We start from the raw sequence: 22180 nt of genomic DNA on the forward strand, positions 1-22180 counted from the left end.
CGGGTCAGCGAACCACCGCGGTCGTCAGTGGACGGTCGTCGGTCGCCGACTCCGCCGGTCGCCCGCCGAGGTGGGTGTCCCACCAGTCGATGATCGCGTCGAAGCGCTGCCGCCGATGGCGCGGCTGCCCCGACCGGGAGAGTTCGTGGTTCTCGCCGGGGAAGATGAGCAGCTCGGTCTCCACGCCGGCCCGCTGCAGGGCGGCATAGTACTGCTGAGCCTGCTCGAGCGGGCACCGGAAGTCGAGTTCGGAATGCATGACGAGTGCCGGGGTGCGCACCTCAGCTGCATGGGCGAGCGGCGACTGCCGTTCGATCGCGGCGGCGTCCCGGCTCGTGTACTCCTCCGAGAAGAAGCGTCCGATGTCCGAGGTGCCGACGAAGCTGTGCGGGTCGAGGTAGCCGCGTTCGACGATCGCGGCCCGGAACCGGTGGTCGGCGGCGATCGTCATCGCGGTGAGGTATCCGCCGTACGATCCGCCCTGCACGCCGAGGCGGTCCCCGTCGAGGTCCGAATCGAGCGCGAGCGCATGCTCGAGGACGGCGAGGACGTCGGCCATCGCCGGCTCCGCCATGTTCCCCTGCACTGCCGTGCCCCATGTGCGGGTGCGTCCGCCTGAACCGCGAGGGTTCGCGTACACGACCGCATACCCCGCCGAGGTGAGCACCTGGGTCTCGTCGAACCATCCGTGCGTGTACTGGGCGAAGGGACCGCCGTGGATGTTGAGGACGACTGGGAAGGGTCCCTGACCTGTGGGTTTGGCGAGCCATCCGGTGATCGTCCCGCCCTCGCCATCGACGCGCAGAAGCCGCGGGAGGACGGAGTTCGCCGGTGCCGGGTGCGCGCGCAGCACGCTCGGCCCCGTCTCCCCCGCCGAGGCGGTGGCCCCGGCTGCCTCCGCCGCATCGGCGACGCCGGCGACGGCGAGCCCGGATTCAGCGGAGGACACGGCGGCGACGTCGGAGTCGTACATGTCGTCCTCACCGGCTGCGTGCGCCTCGGCGAGCGTCGAATCGGCATGGGGGTGCTCATCGTCGACGAGGTCGGCGACGGCGTTGGCGTCCATCACCCCGCCCTCGATCGAGCTGTGGCCCGCGATCTCCGTCGCCCCAGCCGTCGGGCTCGGCCCGTCGGCGCCGGAGCCGTCGAGGCCGACCCGGATGAGCACGGCGGGACTCTCCGGGGTCACGGCAGTGGCGACGGCGGTTCCCCCGTCGACGGCGAAGCCGGTGACGACGCTGAGCGCATCGGTGAGGAAGCGGAGGTCGTCGAGTACGACCGCCTCGGCGGACAGATCGATCCTCGCCAGGCGCGTCGCACCGTCGGTGTCGACGGCGACGACCGCCGACTCCCCGAGGACGATGGGAGGCAGGGAGGCGATCGCCACGGTTTCGGGGTCGGTGAGCCGGCGGGTCGTGCCCGTGCTCAGATCATGGACGAAGAGGCCGGGCATCTGACCGACGAAGTCGAGGGCGTCGCGCGTGAGGTCGGCGCCGACGAGGAGGACGCGATCGTCGTCGATCCAACGGTGCAGACTCACGCTCATCCGCGGCAGCTCGAGTGCCTCCGGTCCTTCGGAGCCGAGCAGCCACACCGTCGAGCGCAGGTCGGGTTCTCCCCGGTCAGGAGTGACGTCGGCGATGACGCTCATCCGTGCGCCGCTCGGCGAGAACTGCGGGTCGTGGACATCGGACTCGGGGGTCTGAAGCATCGTCGACAGCGGCACCTCGGCGCTGCCGGTGATGCCCGCCTTGCCGAGGCCCGGCTCGATGAGGTCGACGAGGAAGGCCCGGGCGGGACGATCCCCCACATACCCGAGCCCGTTGGCGTGATACGCCGCCGAGGTGATCCGACGCGGTGCCTCCTCCTCGGCGGGGATGTCGTCGTCGGTGCCGTAGCGGCCGGATTCGGCGACTCGGGCGACGTAGAGGGCGCGACTGCCGGCATCGTCGATGTCGAACTCGGTGACGCCGAGGTGGTTGTCCGTGATCCGGTGCGCCGTCGCGAGCGAGGGGCCGGCGAAGAGCTGCGGTCGCTCGGACTTCTCAGCGCTGAGATATCCGGACCAGTGCTCGCCGATGTGCGGGGCCGAGTCACGCCAGCCGTGCGTGATCCGCTGCGAGGACTCCCCACGGAAGGCGAAGAGCTGCGTGAGGTAGGTGTTCGACTCGAGGTCGGGGCGGGTGATCGCGACGATCGTGTCCTCACCGGCGACGACGGGCGTGGCGTATTCGGCGAGCGAATCGAGGTCTTCGGGGTTCATCGGTTCCATTCTCTCGACAGCGCTGCCCGGGCATCGGCGTGCACTTGCGGCAGGGCTTTCGTCTGTGCGACGACGGGCAGGAAGTTCGCGTCTCCGCTCCAGCGCGGGACGACGTGCTGGTGGAGGTGGGCGGCGATCCCGGCACCGGCGACCTCGCCCTGGTTCATGCCGAGGTTGAAGCCGTCGGGCCCGGAGACCGACCGGATGACGCGCATCGCCTTCTGCGTGAAATGGGCGAGCTCGACCGTCTCCTCCTCGGTGAGCTCCGTGTAGTCGGCGACGTGCCGGTAGGGACAGATGAGGAGATGTCCCGGGTTGTACGGATAGAGGTTGAGCACGGCGTAGACGGACTCACCGCGAGCGACGATGAGCCCCTCCTCGTCGGACTTCTTCGGTGCCGCGCAGAACGGGCATTCGTCGACACCCGAGTCCTTCGGCTTGTCCTGGCCGCCGATGTAGACCATCCGGTGCGGTGTCCACAGCCGCTGGAATCCGTCGGGCTCCCCCGGGAAGCCCGAGGCCGACTCGATGTCGGCCAGGTCCATGCCGAGGTCGGGTTCGGTCCGCTTCCCCTCGCCGAGGTGGTCGGACTGTCCGTCCTCCGTGGTCATACCTGGGCCTTGGTCTCGATCGCCTCGACGATCCGCTCGATCGCCTCGGCGACGGGCACTCCGTTGTCCTGCTCACCGTCGCGGAAGCGGAAGGAGACCGCACCGGCGTCGCGGTCCTCCCCACCGGCGATGAGGACGAAGGGCACCTTCGACTTCGAGGCGTTGCGGATCTTCTTCGGGAAGCGGTCGTCGCTGTCGTCGACCTCGACGCGCACGCCCGCGGCGCGCAGCTTCACGGCGACCTCATAGAGGTAGTCGTTGAACTCGTCGGCGACGGGGATGGCGGTGACCTGGACGGGTGAGAGCCAGACCGGGAACGCTCCGGCATAGTGTTCGGTGAGGACACCGAGGAAGCGTTCGATCGAGCCGAACTTCGCCGAGTGGATCATCACCGGCTGCTTGCGGCTGCCGTCGGCGGCGACGTATTCGAGTCCGAAGCGCTCTGGCTGGTTGAAGTCGAGCTGGACGGTCGACATCTGCCACGTGCGCCCGATCGCATCCCGGGCCTGGACGGAGATCTTCGGGCCGTAGAACGCGGCTCCGCCGGGATCGGGGACGAGTTCGAGTCCGGACTCGGCAGCGACCTGCTCGAGGGTCGCGGTCGCCTCGGCCCACTGCTCGTCGGAGCCGATGAACTTGTCCTTCTTCTTCCCGTCCTCGTCGCGGGTGGAGAGTTCGAGGTAGAAGTCGTTGAGTCCGAAGTCGCGCAGGAGGCTCAAGACGAAACCGAGGAGATGGCGGATCTCGGCGGCCGCATCCTCGATCGCGACGTAGGAGTGCGAGTCGTCCTGCGTGAGCGCCCGGACGCGGGTGAGACCGTGGACGACGCCGGAGGGTTCGTCGCGGTAGACGGTGCCGAACTCGAAGAGCCGCAGCGGCAGATCCCGGTAGGAACGTCCGCGGGAGCGGTAGATGAGGTTGTGCATCGGGCAGTTCATCGCCTTGAGGCGGTAGGGCGTGCCCGCCTTGACGATCTCTCCCTCCTCGTCACGGACCTCGTCGACGAGCATCGACGGGAACATGTTCTCGCCGTAGTAGGGCAGATGGCCCGAGGTGTAGTAGAGGGTCTCCTTCGAGATGTGCGGAGTCCCGACGTACTCGAAGCCCTCCTCGATGTGGCGGGCGCGGACGTAGTCCTCCATCTCGCGCTTGATGACACCGCCCTTGGGGTGGAAGACGGGCAGACCGGAGCCGAGCTCCTCGGGGAAGGAGAAGAGGTCGAGTTCGGCACCGAGCTTGCGGTGATCACGGCGTTCGGCCTCAGCGAGGCGGTCCTGGTAGGCCTTGAGGTCGTCCTTCGAGGCCCACGCGGTGCCGTAGACGCGCTGGAGGCTCGCATTCGCCTGGTCGCCGCGCCAGTAGGCGGCAGAGGAGCGGGTGACGGCGAACCCGTTGCCGATGAGCTTCGTGTTCGGCAGGTGGGGGCCGCGGCAGAGGTCCTGCCACACGACCTCGCCCTTGCGGTCGACGTTCTCGTAGACGGTGAGTTCGCCCGCCCCGACCTCGACGGCTGCGGACTCGTCGTCGCCGGCGCCCTTGTCGCTGATGAGTTCGAGCTTGTACGGCTCGTTCGCCATGCGCTCGCGCGCCTCGTCCTCAGTGACGACGACGCGGTTGAAGGTCTGGCCCGACTTGACGATCTGCGCGGCCTTCTTCTGGATGGCCTTGAGGTCATCGGGGGTGAAGGGCTCGGCGACATCGAAGTCGAAGTAGTAGCCGTCGGTGATGTAGGGGCCGATGCCGAGCTTGGCATCGGGGAAGAGCTCCTGCACGGCCTGCGCGGTGACGTGCGCGGTCGAGTGGCGGAGGATGTCGAGACCCTCGGGGGAATCGATGAGGATCGGGGCGATGCTGTCGCCCGGGGCGAGTTCGCGGCTGAGGTCGGCCGGCTCCCCATTCAGCCACATCGCCACCACCGCGCGGTCCGTGGAGAAGATCTCCGTCCCGGTCAGACCCTGTCTCCAGGGAATGCTCTCACCCGCGCAGTCGATGCTGTCTGCCACTGAATCTCTCCGATCGTTGTGCTTGTCTCACGTTGCGGCGCCGACACGCTGACGGCTTCTGCGCGCACGCCGCTCTTAGAGTCTAGTACCAAAACGGGTCTGCGAAATCAGTTGGGTGGCAGTCGTATGACTGCCACCCAACTGCCCCTGCGCGACTGCGGTGGGGAACGCTCGGACTCGCTCCGGCCCGGTCGTCAGACCTTCTTGAAGTCGAAGGTCGTGCCCTTGCCGAGGTCGTCGAAGAGCAGGAGCTGGAGCTCCATCTGATCGACCTCATCGGCGGGAACGCCGTATGCGAACTCGTAGGTCTTCTCACCGCCGGCGGGGACGGGTTCGGCGAAGGCAAGGATTCCCTGGTACTTGTTGCCGTCGAAGACGTCCGAGTAGGTCGCGCCCGAGCCGTTGGAGGCCGTGACGCTGGTCAGGGACATGTCGATCTCGGAGCTCGAATTGTTCTTGATCGTCATCGTCACGATGGCGATCTCGCCGTTCGTCGACTCCGCGCCGATCGCGGTGTTGCTCGCCGTGCCGGGCGCGACGCTGACTGCAGCCGTGACGTCGGTGCCGATCTCGACTTCTCCGCCCTCGACCGGTGCGGCCTCCGCCGTCTCCTCGGTCGCCGGCGACTCGGCACCGGGATCGGTCGGGTCGATCGGTGCACCGTAGGAGGTGGGCGCATCCGACATCTCGTCGACGGCCTTGCCGAGCATGCCGATGCCGATGATCGTGGCGATGATGACGATGATCGAGATGAGGATCGAGACGAAGCCGAGGATGAGACCGGTGATGGTCACGCCCTTGTTGCTCGCCAGGCCCTTCTTGATCGCCGAGAGGCCGATGAAGCCGAAGACGACGGCGGCGATGCCGAAGATCAGGCCGATGCCGAAGACGAAGGCGAGGACGACGCCGATGATGCCGCCGATGAGGGCGAGGATGCCCCAGATGTTCTTCGAGGTGCTGCCGCCGGATCCCGAGGAGTAGTTCCCGTAGGAGGCGTTCGGGTTCGCAGGCGTGAACTGGTCTCCCCCGCCGCCGGCTGCAGCATAGGCCGGCTGCTGGCCGTACTGGTTGGAGTCGTAGCTCTGACCGTAGTTCTGATTCTGGTCGTAGCCCTGGGCGTTCTGGTCATAGCCCTGGCCGTAGTTCTGGTCGTAGCCGCCCTGGGAACCCTGGGCGTTCTGGTCGTAGCTCTGACCGTAGCCCTGACTCTGGCCGTAGCCGCCCTGGGAGCCGCCGTACTGACCGTCCTGACCGTACTGGGACTGAGAGCCGTAGTTCGGAGCCTGGTTGTCCGAGCCGTAGCTCGGCGCCTGGTCACCAGAGCCATAGCTCGGTGCCTGGTTGTCCGAGCCGTATGACTGCGTCGGCTGGTCGGACCCGTACGACGGCGCACGGTCACCCGAATCGTACGAACGGGTCGGCTCGTTCGATCCGTACTGGGGGGCCTGGCTGTTCGAACCGTACTCGCTGCCGTTCTCATCTGCTGAACGGCTCTGATCGTTCGCGGAATTCTCGCCGGTGTTCTCGTTGTCCGAACGGCGGTTCGGATCGTACGGATTCTGCGGGGTAGACATATGTGCTCCGAGTCCTTGTGTGGGCTGTGCTCTGACTAGCGTACAAGCATAAGAGTAGCCTCAACATGCACTGTGCGTGGCAGAACTGCCACACATGTCGCCTTTTCCGTCGGCGCGTCGTGAACGGCGACAATGCTGCCGCTCAGCCGTCGACCCGGCCGACGGAGGAGAAGGCGCCGCGTGGCTGCCTTCGGCCCGGGAGGCGGGTGAGAAGACGCCGGCGCCGAGGGGCTTCAGCTGCTGCACTGCTGGGACCGCGGGGGACCGCGAGAGCGCGGACCCCGAGGAGTTGAGCACTGGCGTGAATGCACGAAACCCCAGGTCAGAGCCTGGGGTTCCTAGTGTGCGCGATACTGGGATCGAACCAGTGACCTCTTCCGTGTCAGGGAAGCGCGCTACCGCTGCGCCAATCGCGCTCTATTCATTTGTTGCACCGGAACCGTGAAGGCCCCTGTGCGCGATACTGGGATCGAACCAGTGACCTCTTCCGTGTGAAGGAAGCGCGCTACCGCTGCGCCAATCGCGCTAACTCACCGACAGACGAGCTGTCGGAGAATCCGAGGTGGCGACGGGATTCGAACCCGTGTATACGGCTTTGCAGGCCGCTGCCTCGCCTCTCGGCCACGCCACCGCCAAGGCAGTGCCATGACGCCTCCGAGCGGATGACGGGACTCGAACCCGCGACCCTCACCTTGGCAAGGTGATGCTCTACCAACTGAGCCACATCCGCGTTTCGCTGCCCGGTTTCCCTGGCAACGAGATATAACTCTATACGCAGCCGGGCACGGACGCAAAATCCAAACGCGGTGATCGTCGTCACAGATCCGAATCAAGCTTTCAGACTCCTCGGGTTGAATGGCTGACGTGGATGAGCGACCCCCTGACAAGCGGCCAGCGGGCTGGCTGTCGCGCCATCACAAGCACGGCCGGCCCTCCTGGCGTCGGTTCCGTCTGGGGTTCCTGCGCTGGCGGATGAGCGTGACCGCGAACCCGCACGCGGCCCGGCTCTACAGGTTCATCGTCGGCGGAGTCGGCTCGCTCATCGTCGTCATCGGGCTCATCCTCGTCCCCCTGCCCGGCCCCGGGTGGCTCATCGTCATCATCGGCCTCTTCGTCATCTCGACCGAGTTCCACTGGGCCAGACACCTGCTCCACTTCGTCCGCGTGCGCGTCGAGGCGTGGACGCACTGGATCATGCGCCAGCCGCTGTGGGTGCGCTGGGCGGTCGGCGCTCTCACCGCGGCCTTCGTCGCCTGCGTCGTCTGGCTGGTGCTGCGCCTCATCGGCATCCCCGACTGGGTGCCCCACTTCGGCGGGGTCTTCGAGGCCCTCGACCTCCGCTGAGGGAGGAATCCAGACACGGCCGTCGAGGTCGTCGACCGGAGGCGTCCGCCCTCGGACCTCCACCCAGCCCGGAATCCAACCAGAAGTGGTCGAAGAACCGAGGAGAATCGACCGATTCGGGCAGAATGCCTCGGTTCTTCGACCACAACTGGAAGTGAGGGAAGGGAGAAGGGACTACTCCGGAGAGGAGAGCGCAGTGAGGCGCGAGAGGCAGCGCATGTACTTCTTGCGGTACCCGCCGGACAGGGACTCCTCGGTGAAGACCCGGTCGAGGCGCTCACCGGAGTTGATGATGCGCACATCCCGGTCGTAGAGGCGGTCGACGAGCGCGACGAAGCGCAGCGCCACGCTCTCATTGTCGATCGTGTGGACGTTCTCCCACACGGCGGCGTCGATGCCGTCGACCATCCTCCCGTACTTCGAAGGATGGACGGTCGCGAGATGCTCGAGCAGAGTGCTGAAGTCATCGCGGGCGACCACTCCGGGCAGCTCGGCGGCAGCCGCATCGAGTTCGGCCGGCGTCAGCGGTTCAGCCGGTGCGGTGAGCCCGCGGTGCCGGTAGTCCTGACCGTCGATCCGGTAGACCTCGAACTGGTCGGCCAGGGCCTGGATCTCCCGGAGGAAGTCCTGCGCGGCGAAGCGACCCTCCCCGAGCGATCCCGGGAGGGTGTTCGAGGTCGCGATGATCTTCACCCCGGCGTCGGTGAGCTCGCGCATGAGCCGGGACATGAGCACCGTATCGCCGGGATCGTCGAGTTCGAACTCATCGACGCACACGAGCTTCATCTGCTTGAGGTCGTCACGGGCCCGGACGAAGCCGAGTGCCCCGACGAGGTTGGTGTACTCGACGAACGTGCCGAAGGTCGCCGGCTTCTCGTTCGCGTGCCACGCCGAGGCGAGAAGGTGGGTCTTGCCGACGCCGTAGCCGCCGTCGAGGTAGACGCCCTTGGGACCGTCCTTGCCCTTGGAGAAGAGCTTTCCGAAGAACCCCTTCGACCGGTCGTCGGCGACGAACTCCTCGAGCTTGGCTCGCGCTTCGGCCTGCGAGGGCTCGTTGGGGTCGGTCCGGTAGCTCGCGAACGACACGTCCTCGAACTGCGGGGGCGGGACGAGTCCGGCGATGAGTTCGTCGGGGGCGACGGTGGGATTGCGCTCGCTCAGCGAGGTGAGGGTCTGCTCGGCATTCACCCGCCCTAGTCTATTGCAGGGCACGTTCGGGCCGGCATGACCCCAGACACACCGGGCGACGGCCCGAGGCAGCGACAGGCGGCCCGCGCGCCCGGCCTCAGGTGAAGTCGAAGCCGAGGCGTCCGAGCTGCTTGGGATCGCGCTGCCAGTCCTTGGCGACCTTGACGTGGAGGTCGAGGAAGACCTTCGTGCCGAGCAGCGCCTCGATGCCGCGGCGCGACTCCGAGCCGATCTCCTTGAGCCGCTTCCCGCCCTTGCCGATGATGATCGCCTTCTGACTGGGGCGTTCGACGTAGAGGTTGACGTGGACGTTCCACAGCGGGTTGTCCTCGCTGCGGCCCTCCCGCGGGTACATCTCCTCGACCTGGACGGCCAGCGAGTGCGGCAGCTCATCGCGGACGCCTTCGAGGGCGGCCTCGCGGACGAGTTCGGCGATCATCACCTCTTCGGGTTCGTCGGTGAGCTCGCCTTCGGGGTAGAGCGGCGGGGACACCGGCAGGTAGCTCGAGAGCACCTGATCGACGGTCTCGACCTGGAAGCCGTCGACGGCGGAGACGGGGATGACGTCGGCGAAGTCGGCGAGTTCGCTCACGGCCAGGAGCGCCTCGGCGACCTTGTCCTGACTCACGGTGTCGACCTTCGTCACGAGGGCGACGATCGGGGTCCGGCCGTCGAGGAGGGCGAGCTGGGAGGCGATGTAGCGGTCGCCGGGTCCGATGGGCTCGTCGGCGGGCAGGCAGAAGCCGATGACGTCGACCTCGCTCAGGGTCGCGACGACGAGGTCGTTGAGCCGGGAGCCGAGCAGGGTCCGGGGCTTATGCAGGCCCGGGGTGTCGACGATGATGAGCTGATGGTCGTCCTCGTGGACGATCCCGCGGATCGTGTGGCGCGTCGTCTGGGGCTTCGCCGAGGTGATCGCCACCTTCTCGCCCACAAGCGCGTTCGTCAGCGTCGACTTGCCCGTGTTCGGGCGGCCGACGAAGCATGCGAAGCCCGCCCGGAAGTCCTCGGGGTAGTCCGTGCGAAAGTCCATCTCAGCTCTCTTCCTCAGGTGTGTCGACCCGTGTCACCGTGACGTGGGCGATGCGGTGGCGGCGGCCTTGGCCTTCGAGCGCGGTGAGGCGCAGACCGGCGATCTCGGCGCTCGAGCCGGCGATGGGCACGCGCCCGATGAGCTTCGTGAGCAGACCGCCGACGCTGGTGACGTCGTCGACGTCGATGCGCACGTCGAAGTACTCGGCGAAGTCGGTGATCGACATCCGCGTGCTCACGAGGTAAGTGCCGTCGTCGGCCTCGACGAGGTCCTCATCGACGGCATCGTATTCGTCGTCGATCTCGCCGACGATCTCCTCGACGATGTCCTCGATCGTCACGAGTCCCGCGGTGCCGCCGTACTCGTCGATGAGGATCGCCAGATGCGTCGACTCGATCTGCATCTGCCGCAGCAGGTCGTCGGCCGGCTTCGTCTCCGGGACGAAGAGGACGCTGCGGGCGAGCGTGTTGACCGGACGCTCGGCGTCCTCCGGATGCTGATGGAGTCGCCGGGCGACGTCCTTGAGGTAGGCGACGCCTTCGATGTCGTCGAGGTCCTCTCCGCTGATGGGGATCCGGGAGAACCCGGAGCGGAGGAAGAGGTTCATCACCTTGTTGAGCGGAGTGCCCGAGGTGACGGTGACGAGGTCGGTGCGCGGGACCATGACCTGCTTCGCCGAGGTCTCCGAGAGCATGAACACCGACTGGATCATGTCGCGTTCGCCGTCCTCGATGATGTCGGACTCGCTCGCCCTCTCGACGAGGTCGCGCAGCTGATCCGAGGTGACGAAGGGTCCGTCCTTGTAGACCTTGTCCGGGGTGAGCAGGTTGCCCAGCCACACGAGGACCTTCGTCAGGGGACGGAGGACGACGAGGAGGAAGGTGACGATCCCGCTCAGTCCCAGGCTCACTCCCAGCGAACGGCGACGCCCGATCGTGCGCGGGGAGACCCCGGCGACGACGAAGACGGCGATCGAGGAGGTGAGCACGGTGAGGACGACCATGAGCGGACCGACCGAGTAGAGCGAGTCGTAGGCCAGCGCGATGAACACGGTCGCGAGCGCCTCGAGGAAGAGGCGGACGAAGATGATGACGTTGATGTTCGTCGGCAGGTCGGCGAGGATCCGCTCGACCCGCACCGCCGAGGCCTTGCCCTCGTCCTTCGCATCCTGGATCGCGTGGTGGGAGACGCTGAGCAGCGCCGCGTCGACGGCCGCCAGCGTCGCCGAGAAGATGAGGCAGAGCAGCGCCGCGAGGAAGAACCAGAGCACGGCTCAGACCTCGGTCGGCGTCGGGATGTCCGTCCGGCCGTCGTAGCGGGCGGCGAAGAACGTCAGCAGCAGGTGGCGCTGGAGGGCGAACATCGCCTCCCGCTCCTCCGGCTCCCCGTGGTCGTAGCCGAGAAGGTGGAGGAATCCGTGGACGGTGAGGAGGAGGATCTCATCCATCGTCGAATGGCCCGCCGCTGCGGCCTGCTTCGCGGCCACGGCCGGGCAGATGATGATGTCGCCCATCTGGCCCTCGGTCGGGGCGTCGGCGCGACCCTGGCTGAGCTGGTCCATCGGGAACGACATGACGTCGGTGGGTCCCTCGAGGTCCATCCACGTGACGTGGAGTTCGGACATCGCCGCCTCGTCGACCATCGTCACCGACAGCTCCGCCCCGGGGTGCATGTGCAGGGCCTCGCCGAGGTATTCGGTCAGCGCCACGACCTCGTCGAGGTCGACCTCGTCCTCGGTCTCGTTGGCGATCTCGGTGTTCACTTCGCGTTCCCCCACAGGTCGTAGGCGTCGACGATCTTCGTCACCAGCGAATGCCGCACGACGTCCTTGCTGCCGAGCTGGCAGAAGGCGAGGTCGTCGATGTCGGCGAGGATCTTCTGGACGACCTTGAGTCCGCTCTTCGTGTTCCCGGGCAGGTCGATCTGCGAGACGTCGCCGGTGACGACCATCCGGGAGCCGAAGCCGAGCCGCGTGAGGAACATCTTCATCTGCTCGCCCGTCGTGTTCTGGGCCTCGTCGAGGACGATGAAGGCGTCATTGAGGGTGCGCCCGCGCATGTAGGCGAGCGGGGCGACCTCGATCGTGCCCGTCTCGATGAGCATCGGGATCGACTCGGGGTCGACCATGTCGTGGAGGGCGTCGTAGAGGGGGCGGACGTACGGGTCGATCTTCTCCCCCAGCGTGCCCGGAAGGAATCCGAGGCGCTCCCCGGCTTCGACGGCCGGGCGGGTGAGGATGATCCGTGAGACGTCCTTGTTCTGGAGGGCGTTGACGGCCATGGCCATCGCCAGATAGGTCTTGCCCGTGCCCGCCGGGCCGATGCCGAAGGTGATCGTGTTGTTCCGGATCGCCTTGACGTAGTCGTGCTGGCCCATCGTCTTCGGGCGGATCGACTTCCCTCGGGTCGAGAGGATGTTCGTGCCCATCACCGCCGAGGCCGCCTTGCCCTCGGAGGAGAACGAGGCGACGCGGTCGATCGTCTCCTCATCGATGCGATGGCCCGACTGGTGGAGCTTCTTCAGCTCACCGATGACGGTGACGAACGAGCTCACCTGGTCGGGATCGCCGGCGGCCTGGAGCTGGTTGCCGCGCAGGTGGAGGTCGAGTCCGGAGAAGACCCTCTCGAGCGTGCGGAGGTTCGCCTCTCCGGGGCCGAAGAACTCGACGAGGTCGATCGAGTCCGGGATGACGAGGCGGACGGTCTCCGAGGACGCCGAGTCCGCTGCGGTCGATGAATCGGTGGAGGTGTCCAGAATGGTCCTTCGTTCGTAGGTCACTCAGGCGGAGCGTCGCGCGCTCACCCGAGGTGAGGACAGGTCAGCTTCTATCGTAGTCCGGTTCGTCACCAGCGGCCCAGGGAATTCTGCGCGAGGACGAGTCCGGCCGGTCCCGCCGAGGAGGACCGGAGGACGGTGTCGCCGAGGACGACGGTGCGCGCCCCGATCCCCTGCAGGGCCTCGAGCTCGGCCTCGGTGATCCCGCCTTCGGGTCCGACGATGAGGACGATGCGCTCGGTGCTGCCCGCATCGAGGTCCCGCAGCTGCGCGGTCAGGCGGGTCGCCGCGGCTTCGTGGAGGACGAAGATCGCCTCCCCACCCGGGTCGGCTGCAGCGGAATCCCCGGTCCCCTCGCCGAGGCGGTGGGCCAGTCCCGTGCCGCGTGCGAGCTCCCCGAGGACGGGGAAGCGCGAGCGCCGCGACTGGAGGGAGGCCGCGGTGAGGAGGTTCTCCCATTTCGCGGCCATCTTCGCGGCCTTCTTCGCCGGCCAGTCGGCGATCGAGCGTTCGGCCGCCCATGGGATGACCTCGTCGACGCCGATCTCGGTGGCCGCCTCGATCGCCTGGAGGTCGCGGTCGCCCTTCGCAAGCGCCTGGACGAGGACGAGCCGAGGTCCGTGCTCGGGAGTCCGGGTGACCTCGGTGACGTCGAGGACGAGTGCAGTCGCCGAGGCGGTGCTCACGGTTCCGCGGGCGCGGACCCCGTGCCCGTCGACGACGTCGATCTCCTCGCCGGGGCCGATCCGGCGCACGCGCACGGCGTGCCCGGCGACGTCCTCACCGAGCGTGAGCGCGGAACCGGCGACCGCCTCGGCGGCCTGCGGGGAATGGAAGACCGGGAGGCTCACCGACCGGCGAACTTCTCACGCATGCGGGAGAACATGCCGCGGTTCTCGGTCGTGATCTGCGCGCGCGGTGTCTCCTCGCCGCGGACCGTCGCGAGTCGGGCGAGCAGCTCCCGCTGTTCGTCGTCGAGCCTGTCGGGCGTGGTGACCTCGACGGTGATGAGGAGGTCCCCGCGGGTCTCGGTCCGCAGGCGGGTCGCGCCGAGGCCCGGAAGCCTGACGACCGTGCCCGACTGAGTGCCGGGTTCGATGTCGAGGTCCTGGGTGCCGTCGAAGGTCTCGAACGGGATGCGGGCGCCGAGCGCCGCCGCGGTCATGGGCACCGAGACGGCAGCGCGGAGGTTGTCGCCGTCGCGGCGGAAGACCTCATGGCGGGTGACCATGACCTCGACGAAGAGGTCACCGGCGGGACCGCCGCCAGGGCCGACCTCGCCCTGGGCGGAGAGCTGGATGCGCGTGCCGTCGGAGACTCCGGCGGGGATGCGGATCTTCATCGTCCGCTGCTTGCGCACGCGTCCGTCGCCCTGGCAGTTGAGGCAGGGGTGCGGGATGACGGTGCCGAAGCCGTGGCACTGGTTGCACGTCTGGTTCGTCACCATCTGACCGAGCAGGGTGCGGGTCATCCGCTGGATGCTGCCGGAGCCGTGGCACAGCGAGCACGTCTCGATCGAGGTGCCGTCCTGGGTGCCGGCGCCGCTGCACGTCTCGCACACGACCGCAGTGGTGACGTCGAGGTCGACGGTGCCGCCGAAGGCCGCGGTGCGCAGATCGATGTTGACGCCGACGAGGGCGTCCTTGCCGCGCTGGGTGCGCGGGATCGGACCACCGGCGGAGCCGCCCCCGCCGCCGAAGAAGGTCTCGAAGATGTCGCCGAAGCCGCCGAAGCCGCCGGCAGGGAAGCCCTGACCGTTCTCGCCGCCGCCCATGTCGTAGTTGCGGCGCTTCTGCGGATCGGAGAGGACCTCGTAGGCGAGTGAGATCGACTTGAATTCCTCGTCGTAGCCGGGGTTGACGTCGGGGTGGTACTTCCGGGCCAGCTTGAGGTACGACTTCTTGATCTCAGCCGCCGAAGCGTCCTTGGACACTCCGAGTGTTTCGTAGTGATCGGCCACTGAAACTTCTCTCTCCCTGATGGTGATCGTGGTGTGTGGAACTGTCTGTCAGGTGGGACTGTCTGGGGCGACGGGCGCTGCGCCCGCCGGTGAGGCCTCGCCTATCCCCGTTCGAGGGCGGAGGACACGTATTTGGCGACGGCGCGCACGGCCGAGATCGTCGTCGGATAGTCCATGCGGGTCGGACCGAGCACGGCGAGGCGGGCCGAGGATCCTGCCACATGACCATATTCGGCGGCGACGACGGATGTCGAGCTGAAGGACTCGTGAGTGTTCTCACGGCCGATGCGGACACTGATCTCGGCGTGGTCCTCGGCCATCGAGGTGAGCAGCTTGAGGAGGACGACCTGCTCTTCGAAGGCTTCGAGGATCGGGGCCATCTGCTCGCCGAACTCCTTGCCCGAGCGGGCGAGGTTCGCGGTGCCGGCCATGATGATCCGCTCTTCGCGGGTCGCGGCGACAAGATCGATGACGGCGTCGCGGAGGCGGGCGAACGTCGCCTCTCCCCCTGGGACTTCGGCCATGCCCTCGGCAGGGGCGTGATCCGACTCCGCCGCTCCGGCGGCCTCGCCGAGGTCGATGCGTGAGAGCTTCCGGCCGGCGAACTCGGCGTTGATCCGCTCACGGATGCGGGCGAGATCCTCCTCATCGACCGCCTCGGCGAGGCCGACGATCTTCTGCTCGACCTGGCCCGCGTCGGTGATGAGGACGACGAGGATCCGGCCGGCGGCGAGACCGACGACCTCGATGTGCTTGACCCTGGCCTGCGAGACCATGGGGTACTGGATGAGCGCGACCTGGTGGGTGAGCCCGGCGAGCAGGCGGACCGTGCGGTCGAGCATCCCGTCGAGGTCGGATTCGCTTTCGACGAGCTGGATGATCGCGCGGCGCTCGGCGGCGCTGAGCGGTTTGAACTCGTCGATGCGGTCGACGAACATGCGGTAGCCGAGGTCGGTGGGGATGCGCCCCGCCGAGGTGTGCGGCTGGGCGATGTATCCCTCGGCCTCGAGCTGAGCCATGTCGTTGCGGATCGTCGCGGGCGACACCCCGAGGGTGTGCCGCTGCACGATCGCCTTCGACCCCACGGGTTCGTTCGTGGCCACGAAGTCTTCGACGATCGCACGGAGCACCTGCGCGCGCCTGCTGTCGTTCATCCGACTCCTCCCGGAATTTGGCACTCGAATAGTCCGAGTGCCAATTCTACGCCTCTTCTCCGGTGAATTCACTTTCCGCCGCCCCACCCGCGGGTCAGCGCGGATCGGCCCTGCGCATTCACTACGCTGGTGGGCTGTGAATGCCTTTGATCGCTATGGTTCGGACGTGCTCTCCGGTTCGTCGCCGTCCTCGCACCGGCCCAAGAAGTCCCGCCCCGTCGAGGTCGGCCTCGGCATGGTGCTCGAAGACGCGATGAGCGGTTTCGTCGGCGCCGTCGTCGGTGCCGAGAAGACGACGGGCGGCGTCGTCGTCAAACTCGAGGACCGCCGCGGCGCTGTCCGGTCATTTCCGCTCGGCCCCGGCTTCCTCCTCGAGGGCGAGCCTGTCGACCTTCGCCTGCCCAAGCGCAAGCCGGCTGCCCCCGGTCGTACAGCCTCGGGCTCACGTGCCGTGGTCGGCGCGAAGGCGCGGGTGGCCAGGGGGTCGCGGATCTGGGCCGAGGGCAAGCACGACGCCGAGCTCGTCGAGAAGATCTGGGGCGACGACCTGCGGATCGAAGGCGTCGTCGTCGAACCCCTCGGCGGACTCGACGACGTCGCCGACAAGCTCGCCGAGTTCGGCCCGGACCGGCAGCATCGGGTCGGGATCCTCGCCGACCATCTCGTCTCCGGGACGAAGGAGTCGAAGATCGCCGAGGCGGTCCGCTCCGATCCGCGCTACCGCGACGTCGTCCACATCATCGGCCACCCGTACGTCGACATCTGGCAGGCGGTCAAGCCGCACGTCGTCGGCATCGCCGCATGGCCGACCGTCCCGCGCGGAGAGGACTGGAAGACGGGGATACTGCGCCGCATCGGCTGGCCGCACGCCGATCACAAGGACGTCGCCGCCGGATGGGTGCGGATCCTCAGGTCCGTGAGCACGATCGCCGATGTCGAGCCGACGCTCTCGGGCCGGGTCGAGGAGCTCATCGACTTCGTCACCGTGGACTGAGGGGTCTGAGTTCGCTGCGGGGCTGCGTGGACTGAGGTCGCTGCGGGGACTGAGGTCGCTGCGGTTTCGACTCCGAGGCAGTCGCAAGGGCCCGGCTCCGAGGCAGTTGTGACGAACTTGGAACGCCGCTCCCACCCTTCGGCTGGGGCCGCTGGTCTAGGGTGGAAGTGCAGAAGCTTCTCGAAAGGACCCTCATGTCGAACTCCCCGCAGCCTCCGAACGGAGAGCCGAACCAGTCGCGTCCGATGCCTCCGAACTACACCCAGGCGTCCGGACCCCAGCAGCCCTACAGCCAGCAGCCGCAGCAGAACTCCGGTTCGCAGCAGCAGTACGACTCCCAGCAGAACTCCGGTTCGCAGCAGGGCTACGGTCAGCAGGGTTATGGCTCCCAGCAGAACCAGTATGGCAGCCAGCCGCAGAGCTACGGCGGCCAGCAGCAGCACGGTTCCCAGCAGAACTACGGCGCTCAGCAGTACGGCTCGCAGCAGGGCTATGGCCAGCAGTACGGCGGCCAGCAGAACTACGGCGGCCAGCAGTACGGCGTCCAGCCCGCGATGCACGCCAACCCCGCGATGTTCGACTCCGCCAACCTGCCCGAGTCCGCGTACGGTCCGGGCTCCGAGCGCTTCTGGAACGCCACCGACTCCGAGCGGACCACCGCGCTGTGGACGAACATCGGGTCGCTCTTCGTCGGCTTCCTCCCGCTCATCATGTTCCTCGTGAAGAAGGACGAGTCGCCCTTCGTCCGCGACTACGCCCGCCAGGGCACGAACGCGTGGATCACGAACATGATCGCCACGTTCGCCGCCTCGATCGTCCTCGGCATCATCGGCACCATCCTCGCGTTCGTGACGATGGGCTTCGGATTCCTCATCGTCTACTTCGCGTTCCTCATCCCGCTCGTCTACGCGGTCATCTACATCATCGCCGCCGTGGCTGCGAACAAGGGCGAGGGCTACAAGTTCCCGCTGACGATCAACTTCATCAAGTGATCAGCTGCGGCCATTGAGCCGCCGACTCTCGGACCCGCCGTCTGCGCATCTGCGCAGGCGGCGGTCCTGTTTCGGCTCACCGTGAGAATCGCCTGTTCCGGCGGTGGACGAACCACGCCGACGAACGCGGGAGGAAGGCGAAGACAAGACTGGCCGTCGCGAAGATCTGAAACCCTGCGGTGAGAACCGGACTGAACGGAGTGAGGACGAAGAGTGAGGCGACGAGAGCGATGAGCGCCACCCATTTGGCGTGACCGCGCCCCACGAGCACTCTCCACGCATAGATGCAGAACGCCGCGATGACCACGAGCCCCACAATGATGCCGAAGGCGACGAGGGCGTCCGCCAGGCCCGTTGAGATGTCGGCAGCGGCGTTGACCGGTTCGACGCCGGTCGTGTCCCCGATGCCGCGCAGCATCCAGCCGAACGACCTCAGTGTGCGTCCACCGGTGACTGCCATCGAGATGATCGCGAGGACGATGAACAACGGCGCGATGAGCCCGAGGACAGCAGCGGTGCGGATCTCCCACGGCCGACTCGGGCGGCCGTGCCCCTCGCCGGGAAGTCGACTCGAGACCGCATACATGTCCCTGCCGTGACGCCATGCGGTCGTCGAGGCCGCCGCAGTCGTGTGTGCCGCGGCGCGTCCTTTCGCTGCCGCCGCCCGTGAAGCGCTTCCCGCCGCCGCGCGTCCCCGCTTCCAGAGGTCGGACCGTTGCACGGACTCAGCAGCCGTCGCCGCTGCGCCCACGGCATCTCTGCCCAGACGCCTGAGGTCTGCCGTCCCCGACGGCCGCCGGGACGAGTGCCGCCGGGGTCTCGAGCGCGGAGGCGGCCCGGATGCCTGCGGCGGGAGGTAAGACGGAGGCGGTGCTGGCGACTCCGGAACAGGCGGCTGGCCTCCACGCGGATCAACGCCGGGCGGGCGGGAATCAGAACCCCGGTCCGCATTCGCTCCAGGCACAGCAGAGTCCTGTCGGCCGTGTCGGTCATCTTCGGGCTGAGGGTTCGACATCGTCCACCTCGCTTGCTCCGCACCGTCGGGGGTCCACGAAAGGTACACCACATCATCCACGATAGGTGTAGTCAGTCTAGCAGGAGCCCTCCGACGAACGCAGGCCGTTTCCGCACGTCATCGTCGGGCGTCATGGTGGGCGTCACCGTACGTAGTCGGTGAGCACCCTGACCATATGGTCGGCCATGAGCCGGCCCTGGAGCGTCGGGGAGAACCGGCCGTCGGCGACCGCCGCGGCGTCGAGAAGTCCCTGCTTGACGAAGGTGCGGATCGCCGCCTCGCTGCCGAGGCCCAGCGAATCGAGGGGCAGCTCGGAGTCGATGCGGGCGGCGAGCATGATCCGCTCGATCTCGCGCGTCGTCTCCGAGAGCACCTCCCGTCCGATCGCCGGGGAGTGACCGGCGAGGAGCCTGTCCGACCAGGCGCGGGGATGCTTGGCGTTCCAGAACCGGACTCCCCCGACGTGGGAGTGCGCACCCGGGCCGAAGCCCCACCAGTCGGCACCCCGCCAATACGCCATGTTGTGCTCACAGCGGGTGTCCGGGTTCTTCGACCAGTTGCTCACCTCGTACCAGCGCAGACCGGCAGCGGCCATGGCCGCATCGGCGATCTCGTACTTGTCGGCGAGGTCGTCCTCATCGGGCATGGGCAGCTGCCCGCGACGAACCATCGCCCCCATCTTCGTGCCCGGCTCGACGATGAGCGAGTACGCGGAGATGTGGTCGACGTCATTGGCCAGCGCCGAGTCGAGGGAGGCACGCCAGTCGTCGATCGACTCCCCCGGTGTGCCGTAGATGAGGTCGAGGCTGAGCTCGAGCCCGGCCTCCTTGACCCAACGCGCGACATCCGGGATCTTCAGCGGATCGTGCGTGCGATCGAGGGTTGCGAGCACGTGCGGGACCGCCGACTGCATGCCCACGGAGATGCGGGTGAAGCCGGCGGCGGCCAGCGTGTCGAGATAGGCGGGACTGAGGGTGTCCGGGTTCGCCTCGGTCGTCACCTCGACATCGGAGGCCAGCCGGTAGCGGGAGCGGATGTCGGAAAGGACACCGGCGAGCACCTCGGCGGGAAGGATCGTCGGGGTGCCCCCGCCGAAGAAGATCGTCCCGACCTCACGATTGCCCGCCCCCGCCTCGGCGAGGACACGGGTCGAGAGATCGAGCTCCCGGGAGATCATCTCCCGGTAGTCGTCGCGGTTGGCACCCGGTCCGAGTTCGTCGGCGGTGTAGGTGTTGAAGTCGCAGTAGCCGCAGCGCACGCGGCAGTAGGGTACGTGGACGTAGAGGCTCAGCCGCTCGCCGTTCCCGGTCCCCGCCGAGGCGGGAAGGGAGCCGTCGAGCGGTGGGATCTCACCGATCGGCTGTTCCGGCACCTACTTCTTGGCGTCCTTCTTGTCCGGTTCGTCCGAGGACAGGGCCGCGATGAAGGCCTCCTGCGGCACCTCGACGCTGCCGACCATCTTCATCCGCTTCTTGCCCTCCTTCTGCTTCTCGAGCAGCTTGCGCTTGCGGCTGATGTCGCCGCCGTAGCACTTCGAGAGCACGTCCTTGCGGATCGCGCGGATGGTCTCACGGGCGATGATGCGCGAGCCGATGGCGGCCTGGATAGGGACCTCGAACTGCTGGCGCGGGATGAGTCCGCGCAGCTTGCCGGCCATGAGCACCCCGTACGAGTACGCCTTGTCGCGGTGGACGATCGCGGAGAACGCGTCGACCTGATCGCCGTGGAGGAGGATGTCGACCTTGACGAGGTCGGCGCCGTCCATGCCGTCGTCGGCGTAGTCGAGGGAGGCGTAGCCTTTCGTCCGGGACTTGAGCTGGTCGAAGAAGTCGAAGACGATCTCGGCCAGCGGCAGGCGGTAGCGGATCTCGACGCGGTCCGAGGACAGGTAGTCCATGCCCTGGAGCTTGCCGCGGCGGTCCTGGCAGAGTTCCATGACCGCGCCGATGTAGTCGCTCGGGGTGAGGATCGTCGCCTTGACCATCGGCTCGCGGACCTCGCGGATCTTGCCGGTCGGGAACTCCGAGGGGTTCGTCACGACGACCTCGGAGCGGTCCTCGAGGGTGACGTCGTAGATGACGCTCGGGGCGGTCGAGATGAGGTCGAGGTCGAACTCGCGCTCAAGGCGCTCGCGGACGATCTCGAGGTGGAGGAGGCCAAGGAACCCGCAGCGGAAGCCGAAGCCGAGCGCCGTCGAGTTCTCCGGTTCGTAGACGAGGGCGGCGTCGTTGAGCTTGAGCTTGTCGAGCGCGTCGCGCAACGCCGGGTAGTCGGAGCCGTCGATGGGGAAGAGCCCGGAGAAGACCATCGGCTTGGGCTCCTCGTAGCCGGCCAGGGGCTCCTCGGCCGGGGCTGCGGTCGCGGTGACCGTGTCGCCGACCTTCGACTGGCGGACGTCCTTGACACCGGTGATGAGGTAGCCGACCTCGCCGACGCCGAGTCCCTTCGTCGCGATCGGCTCCGGGGAGGACACACCGATCTCGAGGAGTTCGTGAGTCGTGCCCGTCGACATCATCGTCACCTTCTGCCTCGGCGACAGTGCGCCGTCGACGACGCGGACGTAGGTGACGACACCCCGGTAGGTGTCGTAGACGGAGTCGAAGATCATCGCCCGCGCCGGCGCATCGGCGTCGCCGACGGGCGCGGGGATGTCGGTGATGATCCGGTCGAGGACGCCTTCGACGCCCTCACCGGTCTTGCCGGAGACCCGCAGGACGTCGTCGGGGTCGACGCCGATGAGGTTCGCGAGCTCCTCGGCGTACTTGTCCGGCTGCGCGGCCGGCAGGTCGATCTTGTTGAGCACCGGGATGATCGTCAGCTCGTTCTCCATCGCGAGGTAGAGGTTCGCGAGCGTCTGGGCCTCGATGCCCTGCGCGGAGTCGACGAGGAGGAGCGCGCCCTCACAGGCGGCGAGCGACCGGGAGACCTCGTAGCTGAAGTCGACGTGGCCGGGGGTGTCGATCATGTTGAGTGCGTACGGGGTGCCGTCGGTCTCCCACGGCATGCGCACGGCCTGGGATTTGATGGTGATGCCGCGTTCGCGTTCTATGTCCATCCGGTCGAGGTACTGCGCGCGCATGTCGCGCGGCTGGACGACGCCGGTGATCTGGAGCATCCGGTCGGCGAGCGTCGACTTCCCGTGGTCGATGTGGGCGATGATGCAGAAATTGCGGATCAACTCGGGTGAGGTCGCGGACGGTGTGATCCGCTGGAGTGCTTGTGGCGACACCTGAGGTGACATGAACGCCCTTTCTTCAATTCGTGCGAACCTCCA

Annotated in this window: 18 protein-coding genes and 4 tRNA genes; 3 read left to right on the forward strand and 19 right to left on the reverse strand. The window is 67.4% G+C overall.

The window, feature by feature from the left end; all coding sequences use genetic code 11:
• Positions 1-4: 4 nt before the first annotated feature.
• The 8 genes from ACQ1RG_RS14065 to ACQ1RG_RS14100 form a co-directional block, all read right to left on the reverse strand.
• Positions 5-2263 (reverse strand): alpha/beta hydrolase family protein, encoded by a 2259-nt coding sequence (locus tag ACQ1RG_RS14065; protein ID WP_131247765.1) that lies wholly within the window; start codon positions 2261-2263, stop codon positions 5-7.
• Complete coding sequence (locus ACQ1RG_RS14070) at positions 2260-2874, reverse strand: HIT family protein (protein WP_009377122.1); 615 nt, start codon at positions 2872-2874, stop codon at positions 2260-2262. The genes ACQ1RG_RS14065 and ACQ1RG_RS14070 overlap by 4 nt, the downstream gene beginning before the upstream one ends.
• Positions 2871-4877 (reverse strand): threonine--tRNA ligase, encoded by a 2007-nt coding sequence (gene thrS / locus ACQ1RG_RS14075; protein ID WP_119296213.1) that lies wholly within the window; start codon positions 4875-4877, stop codon positions 2871-2873. Before thrS ends, ACQ1RG_RS14070 begins: the two co-directional genes overlap by 4 nt.
• A 194-nt stretch (positions 4878-5071) precedes the next feature.
• Positions 5072-6451: a DUF4190 domain-containing protein gene (locus ACQ1RG_RS14080; protein WP_009377120.1), complete on the reverse strand. Its 1380-nt coding sequence runs from the start codon at positions 6449-6451 to the stop codon at positions 5072-5074.
• A 344-nt stretch (positions 6452-6795) separates the two neighbouring features.
• A tRNA-Val gene (locus tag ACQ1RG_RS14085) sits at positions 6796-6867 on the reverse strand.
• A gap of 38 nt (positions 6868-6905) precedes the next feature.
• Positions 6906-6977 (reverse strand) — tRNA-Val (locus ACQ1RG_RS14090).
• Positions 6978-7011: 34 nt separating this feature from the next.
• Positions 7012-7082, reverse strand: a tRNA-Cys gene (locus tag ACQ1RG_RS14095).
• A gap of 26 nt (positions 7083-7108) precedes the next feature.
• Positions 7109-7181: transfer RNA gene (locus ACQ1RG_RS14100), tRNA-Gly, on the reverse strand.
• A gap of 134 nt (positions 7182-7315) precedes the next feature.
• On the opposite strand from ACQ1RG_RS14100, the gene ACQ1RG_RS14105 reads away from it, so the two are divergent.
• Entirely contained in the window at positions 7316-7795 is a 480-nt protein-coding gene (locus tag ACQ1RG_RS14105) for a PGPGW domain-containing protein (protein ID WP_223289878.1), read from the forward strand.
• 174 nt (positions 7796-7969) lie between these two features.
• On the opposite strand, the gene zapE is transcribed toward ACQ1RG_RS14105, so the two are convergent.
• The 8 genes from zapE to hrcA all read right to left on the reverse strand — a co-directional run bounded on the left by zapE (position 7970) and on the right by hrcA (position 15905).
• Positions 7970-8983: a cell division protein ZapE gene (zapE, locus tag ACQ1RG_RS14110; RefSeq protein WP_009377118.1), complete on the reverse strand. Its 1014-nt coding sequence runs from the start codon at positions 8981-8983 to the stop codon at positions 7970-7972.
• Between the two features lie 97 nt (positions 8984-9080).
• Complete coding sequence (era, locus tag ACQ1RG_RS14115; protein WP_009377117.1) at positions 9081-10016, reverse strand: GTPase Era; 936 nt, start codon at positions 10014-10016, stop codon at positions 9081-9083.
• A gap of 1 nt (position 10017) precedes the next feature.
• Positions 10018-11286 (reverse strand): hemolysin family protein, encoded by a 1269-nt coding sequence (locus ACQ1RG_RS14120; protein ID WP_009377116.1) that lies wholly within the window; start codon positions 11284-11286, stop codon positions 10018-10020.
• 3 nt (positions 11287-11289) lie between these two features.
• Positions 11290-11778, reverse strand: coding sequence for an rRNA maturation RNase YbeY (gene ybeY, locus ACQ1RG_RS14125; protein ID WP_009377115.1), 489 nt, complete (start codon positions 11776-11778; stop codon positions 11290-11292).
• Complete coding sequence (locus tag ACQ1RG_RS14130) at positions 11775-12794, reverse strand: PhoH family protein (protein WP_009377114.1); 1020 nt, start codon at positions 12792-12794, stop codon at positions 11775-11777. The genes ybeY and ACQ1RG_RS14130 overlap by 4 nt, the downstream gene beginning before the upstream one ends.
• A gap of 65 nt (positions 12795-12859) precedes the next feature.
• Entirely contained in the window at positions 12860-13642 is a 783-nt protein-coding gene (locus ACQ1RG_RS14135; protein ID WP_009377113.1) for a 16S rRNA (uracil(1498)-N(3))-methyltransferase, read from the reverse strand.
• Positions 13639-14751 (reverse strand): molecular chaperone DnaJ, encoded by a 1113-nt coding sequence (gene dnaJ, locus ACQ1RG_RS14140; RefSeq protein ID WP_095375503.1) that lies wholly within the window; start codon positions 14749-14751, stop codon positions 13639-13641. Before dnaJ ends, ACQ1RG_RS14135 begins: the two co-directional genes overlap by 4 nt.
• 101 nt (positions 14752-14852) lie before the next feature.
• Complete coding sequence (gene hrcA / locus ACQ1RG_RS14145; protein WP_009377111.1) at positions 14853-15905, reverse strand: heat-inducible transcriptional repressor HrcA; 1053 nt, start codon at positions 15903-15905, stop codon at positions 14853-14855.
• A gap of 136 nt (positions 15906-16041) precedes the next feature.
• Here hrcA and ACQ1RG_RS14150 point away from each other — a divergent pair, with 136 nt between their 5' ends.
• Together ACQ1RG_RS14150 and ACQ1RG_RS14155 are read left to right on the forward strand one after the other, a co-directional pair.
• Positions 16042-16899 carry a DUF3097 domain-containing protein gene (locus ACQ1RG_RS14150; protein WP_430600172.1) on the forward strand — a complete coding sequence of 286 codons (858 nt, stop codon included), beginning with the start codon at positions 16042-16044 and terminating at the stop codon, positions 16897-16899.
• A gap of 194 nt (positions 16900-17093) precedes the next feature.
• Positions 17094-17891: a DUF4870 domain-containing protein gene (locus tag ACQ1RG_RS14155; protein ID WP_009377109.1), complete on the forward strand. Its 798-nt coding sequence runs from the start codon at positions 17094-17096 to the stop codon at positions 17889-17891.
• A 76-nt stretch (positions 17892-17967) separates the two neighbouring features.
• Here ACQ1RG_RS14155 and ACQ1RG_RS14160 read toward each other — a convergent pair whose 3' ends face one another.
• From ACQ1RG_RS14160 to lepA, 3 genes are all read right to left on the reverse strand, one after another.
• A complete protein-coding gene (locus tag ACQ1RG_RS14160; RefSeq protein ID WP_131247771.1) occupies positions 17968-18612 on the reverse strand; it encodes a hypothetical protein in 645 nt (214 codons plus the stop codon).
• Between the two features lie 436 nt (positions 18613-19048).
• On the reverse strand, positions 19049-20278 hold the full coding sequence (gene hemW, locus ACQ1RG_RS14165) for a radical SAM family heme chaperone HemW (RefSeq protein ID WP_009377107.1): 1230 nt from the start codon (positions 20276-20278) through the stop codon (positions 19049-19051).
• On the reverse strand, positions 20279-22147 hold the full coding sequence (gene lepA / locus ACQ1RG_RS14170) for a translation elongation factor 4 (RefSeq protein ID WP_081590978.1): 1869 nt from the start codon (positions 22145-22147) through the stop codon (positions 20279-20281).
• Positions 22148-22180: the final 33 nt, after the last annotated feature.

The organism is Brevibacterium sp. K72, from assembly GCF_050562175.1.
Taxonomy (GTDB): Bacteria; Actinomycetota; Actinomycetes; order Actinomycetales; family Brevibacteriaceae; genus Brevibacterium; species Brevibacterium casei.